Origin of the sequence: Microbacterium sp. (assembly GCF_047606385.1) — a bacterium.
Classification (GTDB): Bacteria; Actinomycetota; Actinomycetes; order Actinomycetales; family Microbacteriaceae; genus Microbacterium.
On the sequence record NZ_JASGEL010000028.1, the window covers coordinates 1 to 8,529 of the forward strand.

At 72.0% G+C, this 8,529-nt stretch carries 7 protein-coding genes; 1 reads left to right on the forward strand and 6 read right to left on the reverse strand.

The window, feature by feature from the left end; translation table 11 throughout:
* Positions 1-356 precede the first annotated feature (356 nt).
* From QM626_RS02835 to QM626_RS02860, 6 genes are all read right to left on the reverse strand, one after another.
* Positions 357-1,160 (reverse strand): HpcH/HpaI aldolase family protein, encoded by an 804-nt coding sequence (locus QM626_RS02835; RefSeq protein ID WP_415073754.1) that lies wholly within the window; start codon positions 1,158-1,160, stop codon positions 357-359.
* The gene (locus tag QM626_RS02840) at positions 1,145-1,930 is read right to left on the reverse strand and encodes a fumarylacetoacetate hydrolase family protein (RefSeq protein ID WP_415073756.1); all 786 of its coding nucleotides are present in this window, start codon (positions 1,928-1,930) and stop codon (positions 1,145-1,147) included. Before QM626_RS02840 ends, QM626_RS02835 begins: the two co-directional genes overlap by 16 nt.
* A 115-nt stretch (positions 1,931-2,045) precedes the next feature.
* Positions 2,046-3,203 (reverse strand): 3,4-dihydroxyphenylacetate 2,3-dioxygenase, encoded by a 1,158-nt coding sequence (gene hpaD / locus QM626_RS02845; RefSeq protein WP_415073758.1) that lies wholly within the window; start codon positions 3,201-3,203, stop codon positions 2,046-2,048.
* Between the two features lies 1 nt (position 3,204).
* Positions 3,205-4,740 (reverse strand): 5-carboxymethyl-2-hydroxymuconate semialdehyde dehydrogenase, encoded by a 1,536-nt coding sequence (hpaE, locus tag QM626_RS02850; protein ID WP_415073760.1) that lies wholly within the window; start codon positions 4,738-4,740, stop codon positions 3,205-3,207.
* Positions 4,737-5,432, reverse strand: a complete 696-nt coding sequence (locus QM626_RS02855) for a GntR family transcriptional regulator (RefSeq protein WP_415073762.1) — start codon at positions 5,430-5,432, stop codon at positions 4,737-4,739. Before QM626_RS02855 ends, hpaE begins: the two co-directional genes overlap by 4 nt.
* On the reverse strand, positions 5,429-6,916 hold the full coding sequence (locus tag QM626_RS02860) for a fumarylacetoacetate hydrolase family protein (RefSeq protein ID WP_415073764.1): 1,488 nt from the start codon (positions 6,914-6,916) through the stop codon (positions 5,429-5,431). Before QM626_RS02860 ends, QM626_RS02855 begins: the two co-directional genes overlap by 4 nt.
* A 111-nt stretch (positions 6,917-7,027) precedes the next feature.
* Here QM626_RS02860 and QM626_RS02865 point away from each other — a divergent pair, with 111 nt between their 5' ends.
* Positions 7,028-8,413: an MFS transporter gene (locus QM626_RS02865; RefSeq protein WP_415073766.1), complete on the forward strand. Its 1,386-nt coding sequence runs from the start codon at positions 7,028-7,030 to the stop codon at positions 8,411-8,413.
* Positions 8,414-8,529: the final 116 nt, after the last annotated feature.

Consider the following 8,529-nt stretch of genomic DNA (forward strand, 5'->3'; position numbering starts at 1 on the left):
CCCCACGGGCCGTCCCGCCGCGGAGCGCGCCCCGCGGCGCCCCGCGGCGGTTGAACGACCGCGTGCGGTGTGCCCGAACTGCTTCGTCGAGGTGCCGGCCACCGGCATCTGCGGCTCCTGCGGCGAGCACGTCGCCTGAGCCGCCGGCTCACGCGACGTGGCATCGGCGCAGCGTGGCGCGTGGTGCGCGCACCGCGCGCTCCCGTCGCTCGACCGGGCCGCCCCGTGATCTTCCGCAACGTTCACGTTCTGATTCTCCTCGCGACTCAGAAGGTGAGCGCGGGGAAGAGGATGCTCCGTGGCGGACACAACCGCACATCCCCATCGACGCCGTCCGCGACTCGCACGCCGCCGGCTCAGTAGCTGGCGCGCTCCGGAGCGTCGGCGCCGCCGACCCAGCGGGCCGCGAGCGCCTCCGAGGCGCGCGCGAGGATCGCGACGTCCGCGCCGACGAGCAGGAACGACGCCCCCGCGTCGACGTAGGCCTGCGCGGCGCCGGGGTCGAAGGCGTTCACGCCCACGGGCGTGCCGGTGGTGCGCACGGCGTCGAAGGCGCGGTGCACGGCGGCGACCACGTCGGGGTGCGTCTGCTGGCCGAGCAGACCCATGGACGCCGCGAGGTCGCTCGGACCGACGAACACGCCGTCCACCCCGTCGACCGCGGCGATCTCGCCCGCGGCCTCGACGCCGGCGAGGGTCTCGACCTGCACGAACAGCGACACGTGCGCGTCGGCGTCCTGCAGGTAGTCGTCGACACGGTTCCACCGGGCGGAGCGGGCGAGCGCCGAGCCGACGCCGCGCCGGCCGCGCGGCGGGTAGCGCACGGCCTCGACGAGCTGCCGCGCCTGGTCGGCGGAGGAGACCATGGGCACGAGCAGGTTCTGCGCGCCGAGGTCCAGCACCTGCTTGATCGTCACCGTGTCGGCGAATGGCACCCGCACCACCGGGGCGATCGGATACGCCGCGACCGCCTGCAGCTGGACGAGCACCGACTCGAGCGAGTTGGGGGAGTGCTCCATGTCGATGAGGGTCCAGTCCATGCCCGACCCGGCGCAGATCTCGGCGACCAGCGGGGAGGCGGAGCACACCCAGATCCCCGCGAGCGGGCGGGACGCGCCGGCCAGCCGGTCGCGGAAGGTCGGGCTCAGACGAAGCGACATGTGACGGTTCCCATCGGTCCGTAGTCTGCCAGCACCTCGTCGCCGCGCCCCACCCACACCGGGCGGGTGAACGAGCCGGCGAGGATGATCTCCCCGGCCTCCAGCCGGGCGCCGTGGTGGTGGAACTTGTTGGCGAGCCAGGCGACCCCGGTGGCGGGATGGCCGAGCACGCCCGCGGCGACCCCGGTCTCCTCGATCTCGCCGTTGCGCGAGAGGACGCCGGGCACCCACGGCAGGTCGACCTCGTCGACCCGCTTGCGCGTGTCGCCGAGCACCATCGCGCCGTAGGCGGCGTTGTCGCTGATGGTGTCGACGATCGTGCGGCCCTCCAGCTCGATGTGCGAGTTGAGCACCTCCAGCGCCGGCACCACGTAGTCCGTCGCCGCCAGCGCGTCCGCGAGGGTCGCGTCGGGGCCGGAGAGCGGCTCGCGCAGCACGAACGCCAGCTCGACCTCGATGCGCACGTTCGAGAAGTGGTCGACGGGGATCGCGGCGCCCGACGCGTACACGGTGTCGTCGAACATGACGCCGTAGTCGGGCTCGGTGATGCCGGTGGCCTGCTGCATGGCCTTCGAGGTCAGGCCGATCTTGCGTCCGACCAGGCGGCGCCCCGCGGCGACCTGCGTGTCGCGCCAGACGCCCTGGATCGCGTAGGAGTCCTCGATCGTGGCCTGCGGGTAGCGCGCCGTGATGCGCGGGATCACGGTGTGCGCACGATCGGCCTCGGCGAGCTCCGCGGCGACCTGGGCGACCGTGTCGGGGTCCAGCATCCGTCTCTCCTTCTCTCGTGTCACCCGGCGTCGTCCGGTCCCATACGCAGCCGTTGACTTGCCCTATATGTACGCCTCGGCGGCCTTTTCGCGTGCATATAGGGCAAGTCACCGGTCACAGCTGGTGGCCGAGCTTGTACTCGCCGAGCTTCCAGTCGGGCATGTCCTCGCCGCTGCGGGTGTAGCTGAAGCCGTCGGCGCCGATGGTGGCCTCCAGCTCGCTCTCGTCCGTGCGGGCGAGGACCGGCTGCGGGTTGCCGTCCAGGTCGAGCACGAGCGACGCGTCCGTGTACCAGCTGGGCACGACCGGGTTGCCCCAGAAGTCGCGGCGCTGGTTGTCGTGCACGTCCCAGGTGACGACCGGGTTGTCCGGGTCTCCGGTGTAGTAGTCCTGCGTGTAGATCTCGACGCGGTGGCCGTCCGGGTCGCGCAGGTACAGGTAGAACGCGTTCGAGACGCCGTGCCGGCCGGGGCCCCGCTCGATGCGGTCGGAGATGCGCAGGGCGCCCATCTTGTCGCAGATCGCGAGGATGTTGTGCTTCTCGTGGGTGGAGAACGCGACGTGGTGCATGCGCGGCCCGTCGCCGCCGGTCATGGCGGTGTCGTGCACGGTGGGCTTGCGCCGCATCCATGCCGCGTACACCGTGCCCTCCTCGTCCTGGATGTCCTCGGTCACGCGGAACCCGAGGTCCTGCATGAACTTGGTGGCGCGCGGCACGTCCGGGGTGACCTGGTTGAAGTGGTCCAGGCGCACGAGGGCGCCGGGCGTGTACAGGTCGTAGCGCCAGGCGAGTCGCTCGACGTGCTCCACCTCGTGGAAGAACTCGTACGGGAAGCCCAGCGGGTCGACCACGCGCACCGAGTCGCCGACACCCTGGGTGAACCCGTCCGGGTCGCGGCGCACGTCGCAGCCGAGCTCGGAGTAGAACGCCACCGCCCGGTCCAGGTCCTCCGGGGTGCGCACGCGGTAGCTGAAGGCGGCGACCGCGGCGACCGGGCCCTGACGCAGCACCAGGTTGTGGTGGATGAACTCCTCGATCGAGCGCAGGTAGATCGCGCCCTCGTCCTCCGCCGTGACGGTCAGGCCGAGCACGTCGACGTAGAACGCGCGGGAGGCGGCCAGGTCGGTGACGACGAGCTCCATGTAGGCGCAGCGGAGGATGTCGGGCGCCGGCGAGGAGGGCGTCGGCACCGGGTTGTCGGTGTGGATGGGGGCTTCCTGCGAGACGAAGAAGCCGGAGGAGGTGAGAGTCATCTCGTCGCGGTGGGTCATGTCAGCGTCCTTGCTCTTTCGTTGTCTTGCCGAAGGTGGGGTTGTGCACCGCGCCGAGGGTGATGTGCACCGCCTGCTGGTCGGTGTAGAAGTCGATCGAGCGGTAGCCGCCCTCGTGGCCGAGGCCGGAGGCCTTCACCCCGCCGAACGGGGTGCGCAGGTCCCGCACGTTGTTCGAGTTGAGCCACACCATGCCGGCGTCGATCGCCTGCGCGAAGTTGTGCGCGCGCTTGAGGTCGTTGGTCCACACGTAGGCGGCCAGCCCGTACCTCGTGTCGTTCGCGAGGGCGAGCGCCTCCTCGTCGGTGTCGAAGGGTGTGATCGCCACGACCGGCCCGAAGATCTCCTCCTGGAAGATGCGGGCGTCGGGGGAGACGTCGGCGAACACCGTGGGGGCGACGAAGTTGCCGAACGCGAAGCCCTCCGGCCGGCCGCCGCCGGCGACCAGGCGCCCCTCGCCCTTGCCGATCTCGACGTAGCCCATGACCTTCTCGAAGTGCTCCGGGTGCACGAGCGCTCCCACCTCGGTCGCCGGGTCGTGGGGGTAGCCCACCACGACGCGCTTCGCCTGCGCCGCGTAGCGCTCGACGAACTCGTCGTAGACGTCCCGCTGCACCAGGATGCGGCTGCCCGCCGTGCAGCGCTCGCCGTTGAGGGAGAACACGCCGAAGATGGTGGCGTCGATCGCGGCGTCCAGGTCGGCGTCGGCGAAGACGACCGCGGGGCTCTTCCCGCCGAGCTCCATCGACAGGCCCTTCAGATACGGGGCGGCGTTGCCGAAGATGATCTGCCCGGTGCGGCTCTCGCCGGTGAACGAGATCAGCGGCACGTCCGGGTGCTTCACGAGCGCGTCGCCGGCGTCCTCGCCCAGGCCGTTGACGAGGTTGAACACGCCCGCGGGCAGCCCCGCCTCCTCGAAGATCCCGGCCCAGAGGGATGCCGACAGCGGCGTGAACTCGGCCGGCTTGAGCACGACGGTGTTGCCGGTGGCGAGCGCCGGCCCCAGCTTCCATGACTCGAGCATGAACGGCGTGTTCCACGGGGTGATGAGCCCGGCGACGCCGATCGGCTTGCGGTTGACGTAGTTGATCTGGCGGCCGGGCACCTTGAAGGTGTCGTCGGCCTGCGCGACGATCAGGTCGGCGAAGAACCGGAAGTTCTCGGCCGCGCGGCGGGCCTGGCCCAGCGCCTGCGTGATCGGCAGGCCCGAGTCGAACGACTCCAGCTCGGCGAGCCGGGCGTCGCGGGACTCGACGATGTCGGCGATGCGGTGCAGGATGCGGCTGCGCTCGCGCGGCAGCATCCGCGGCCACGGTCCCTCGTCGAACGCGCGCTTCGCGGCCGCGACGGCCAGGTCGATGTCGGCCTGCTTGCCGGCGGCGGCCTGCACGTACACCTCGTTGGAGACGGGCTCGAGCACGTCGAACGTGTCGCCGTCGGCGGAGTCGACGAACCGCCCGTCGATGTAGTGGCGGATGCGGTCGGGCAGGTCGGCGGGGACGTGCCGCCGATCCAGGGCGGGTGCGGTATCGGTCATGATGCCTCCGATTCGGACGGGGTGGACGAGGGGGAGTCGGGGTGGCGGGCGGCGAGGAAGGCGTCCATCGTGCGCCACCGGTGGTTGCGGGCGGCGAGCTCGATCTCGAGCGGCTCGGCGCCCGCTCGGATGAGGTCGAGGATCTCGACGTGCTCGGCGACGGAGTGGTGGGCGCGGCCGGGCACGAACGCGAACGTGGTGTCGCGGAGGTTGGCGAGGCGCCCCCAGCCCCGGTGGACGAGGTCGAGGATGTGCGGGTTCGGGCAGGGCTCGTAGAGCACCGAGTGGAACCGCTGGTTCAGCAGGGTGAACTCGTGCGGGTCGAAGTCGTCGAGCATCGCGGTCATGCGGTCGTTGACCTCGAGTGCGCGGTCGAGGTCGGCGGCCGCCAGCAGCGGCGCCGACAGGGAGGTCGCGGCGCCCTCGACGAGCCCGAGGGTCTGCATCGCGTACACGTACTCGCGCTCGTCGAGGTAGGCGACACGGGCGCCGACGTTGTGCTCGAAGCTCACGAGCCCCTCCGCCTCGAGGCGGCGGATCGCCTCGCGCACCGGCACGACGCTCATCCGCAGCTCGTCGGCGAGGGTCGACAGCACCAGCCGGTGGCCGGCGTGGTACTCGCGGCCGATGATGCGGTCGCGCAGCCAGGCGTAGGCCCGCGCGGACTTGCTGGCCGTGACCGTCTCGCTCATCCGCGCTCCGTCTCGTAGCGCTCCCGCCACTCGGCGTTCGGCGGGAACAGCCCGTCCACCGGGTGCCCCTCGGCCACGCGGTCGGCGACCCACGCGTCCTCCTCCTCCTGGGCGAGGGCCGCGTCCGCGACCTCCTCGGCCAGGGCCGGCGGGAGCACGATGACGCCGTCGGCGTCGCCCACGAGGATGTCGCCGGGCTGCACGGTGGTGCCGCCGCATCCGATCGTCACGTCCTGCTCCCAGGGCACGTGCTTGCGGCCGAGGACGGCGGGATGGGCGCCGGCGGTGTACACCGGGATGCCGACGGCCGCGACCGCGTCGTAGTCGCGCACGCCGCCGTCGGTGACGATGCCGGCGGCGCCGCGGGCGTGGGCGCGGATGGCGAGGATGTCGCCGAGCGTGCCGGAGCCGGCCTCGCCGCGCGCCTCGATCACGAGCACCTCACCGGCCTCGACGGCGTCGAAGGCCCGTTTCTGCGCGTTGTAGCCGCCGCCGTGGGAGGCGAACAGGTCCTCGCGGCCGGGGACGAACCGCAGCGTCTTGGCGGTGCCGACGAGCTTCGCGCCGGGGTGCACCGGGCGCACGCCGTCGATCGTGACGTTGTTCAGCCCGCGCTTGCGCAGCTGTGCCGACAGCCCGGCGACCGGCACGCGCTCGAGCTTCGCCCGCAGCTCGGGCGTGAGGGCGGGACCGGGCGCGGCGGGCAGGCCCGCCGCCTCGCGTGAGCCCCACGCCTCGGCGCGCTGGAGGTCGTCGACGGCCGGCAGCGAGCCCAGCGCGGCGTCGAAGCCGTGGGCGCCCGCCACCACCGTGGTCGCGAGGCGCCCGGAGCTCGGGGCGCCGGGGGCGGTCGGCGCGTCGACCTCGACCTCGACCACGTCGCCCGGCACGACGACCGACGAGCCGGCCGGCGTGCCGGTGAGGATGACGTCGCCGGTCTCCAGCGTGAAGTGCTGCGACAGGTCGGCGACGATCTGCGGGAACGAGAACAGCAGGTCGGCGGTCGTGTCGTCCTGGGCCGGCTCGCCGTTGACCCACACGCGCACGCGCAGGCCGTCCGGGCGCACGGCGCGGGCGTCGATCAGCCCGGGGCCGATCGGGGTGTAGCCGTCGCCGCCCTTGGACCGGACGTTGGAGCCGCGGTCGTTCTGGCGCAGGTCGTACAGGCCGAAGTCGTCGGACGCGGTCACCCAGGCCACGTGGTCCCAGGCGGCGTCGACGCCGACCCGCCGCGCGGGCGCGCCGATCACGAGCGCGACCTCGCCCTCGAAGGCGAGCAGCTCGGTGCCGGCGGGACGCTCGATCGTCGCCCCGGACGGGGAGAGGGAGCTCGACGGCTTGAGGAAGTAGGAGGGGTCCGCGGGCCGCCGTCCGCGCTGGTCGGCGCGCGACGGATAGCTGAGGTGGACGGCGATGACCTTGCCCGGGCGCTGCGGCAGGCAGGCGAATCGCGGGTCGGCGGTGTCCGTGGTGTTCGTGCTCATGAGCTCCCTCGCTCTTGCGGGTCGATCAGGATCGTATATGATCTGGCAGTGCCACGGCAAGCCACCCGGCGCGCCGGGGCTCGGTGTCCACCAGACGAAGGAGTCTCCGCCATGACCGCAGCATCCCCGACCCCCGGGTTCACGCCGACGGGCACGATCGCATCCCATCGCGATCGCCGTCGTGTGGTGTTCGCCACCGTCGTCGGCACGACCGTCGAGTGGTACGACTTCTTCGTCTACGCCTCGGCGGCCGGCCTCGTCTTCGGCCAGCTGTTCTTCGCGCCGGCGGGCGAGCAGTTCGCGCAGATCCTGTCGTTCATCACGGTGGGCATCAGCTTCCTGTTCCGCCCGCTCGGCGCGTTCCTGGCCGGTCACCTCGGCGACAGGTACGGGCGGCGCCTCGTGCTGATGCTGACGCTGATCATGATGGGCGCGGCGACTACGCTCGTGGGCGTCCTGCCCACCTACGCCGCCGTCGGGATCGTCGCCCCGGTCCTCCTGATCCTGCTGCGCGTCCTGCAGGGCATCTCGGCCGGCGGCGAATGGGGCGGTGCGGTGCTCATGGCCGTCGAGCACGCACCGAGCGCCAAGCGCGGCATGTTCGGCGCCTCGCCTCAGATCGGGGTGCCGCTCGGGCTCCTGCTCGCGTCGGGGATGATGGCGCTCATGGCCCTCGTCGCCCCCGGCGACGCGTTCCTGGTGTGGGGCTGGCGCATCCCGTTCCTGCTGTCGTTCGTGCTGATCGTGGTGGGCTCCTACATCCGCCGCCGGGTGGAGGAGAGCCCCGTGTTCGTCGAGCTGGCCGAGCGCAAGGAACGGACGAAGGCGCCGCTCGTGCAGGTCTTCCGCCGGCATGCGCTGCTGGTGATCATCGCCGCGCTCGTCTTCGCCGGCAACAACGCGGTCGGCTACATGACCACCGGCGGCTACATCCAGTCCTACGCCACCAACCCCGACGGCCCGGTCGCGCTCGAGCGCGGTCCGGTGCTGTGGGCGGTCGCCGGATCCGCGGTCACGTGGCTGATCTTCACCTGGGTCGCCGGATGGGTGAGCGACCGGATCGGCCGGCGCAACACATATGTGATCGGCTGGATCCTGCAGCTCGTGGGCGTCTTCGCGCTGTTCCCGCTCGTGAACACGGGCAGCATCGGGGGCGTGTTCGCCGGCCTGGCGATCCTCACGATCGGCCTCGGCTTCACCTACGGCCCACAGGCCGCGCTGTACGCCGAGCTGTTCCCCGCCTCGATCCGCTTCTCCGGGGTCTCCATCTCCTATGCGATCGGCGCGATCCTCGGCGGCGCGTTCGCGCCCACGATCGCCCAGGCCCTCGTGCAGGCGACCGGCACCACGATGTCGGTCACGTGGTACCTCGTGGGCATGACCGTGATCGGGCTGCTGGCCACGCTGCTGCTGCGCGACCGCTCCGGCATCCCGCTGGGTCCCGACCACGAGGCCGAGCAGGCCCGGAGCCCGATCCACGGGCTCTCGAAGGCCTGACCGCCGGCTCAGCCGTCGAGCACGGCGCGGATGCCGGCGGCCGCCCGCTCCAGGCGTGCGGCGATCGTCGCCACGTCGCCCGCGCCGCCCACGTGCACGACCGCGACCGTCGCCGG

Coding starts and splice junctions, on each gene's coding strand:
- QM626_RS02855 (WP_415073762.1), bottom strand. CDS start 5,432: ATGAGCGAGACGGTCACGGCCAGCAAGTCCGCGCGGGCCTACGCCTGG.
- hpaD (WP_415073758.1), bottom strand. CDS start 3,203: ATGACCCACCGCGACGAGATGACTCTCACCTCCTCCGGCTTCTTCGTC.
- QM626_RS02865 (WP_415073766.1), top strand. CDS start 7,028: ATGACCGCAGCATCCCCGACCCCCGGGTTCACGCCGACGGGCACGATC.
- QM626_RS02860 (WP_415073764.1), bottom strand. CDS start 6,916: ATGAGCACGAACACCACGGACACCGCCGACCCGCGATTCGCCTGCCTG.
- QM626_RS02840 (WP_415073756.1), bottom strand. CDS start 1,930: ATGCTGGACCCCGACACGGTCGCCCAGGTCGCCGCGGAGCTCGCCGAG.
- QM626_RS02835 (WP_415073754.1), bottom strand. CDS start 1,160: ATGTCGCTTCGTCTGAGCCCGACCTTCCGCGACCGGCTGGCCGGCGCG.
- hpaE (WP_415073760.1), bottom strand. CDS start 4,740: ATGACCGATACCGCACCCGCCCTGGATCGGCGGCACGTCCCCGCCGAC.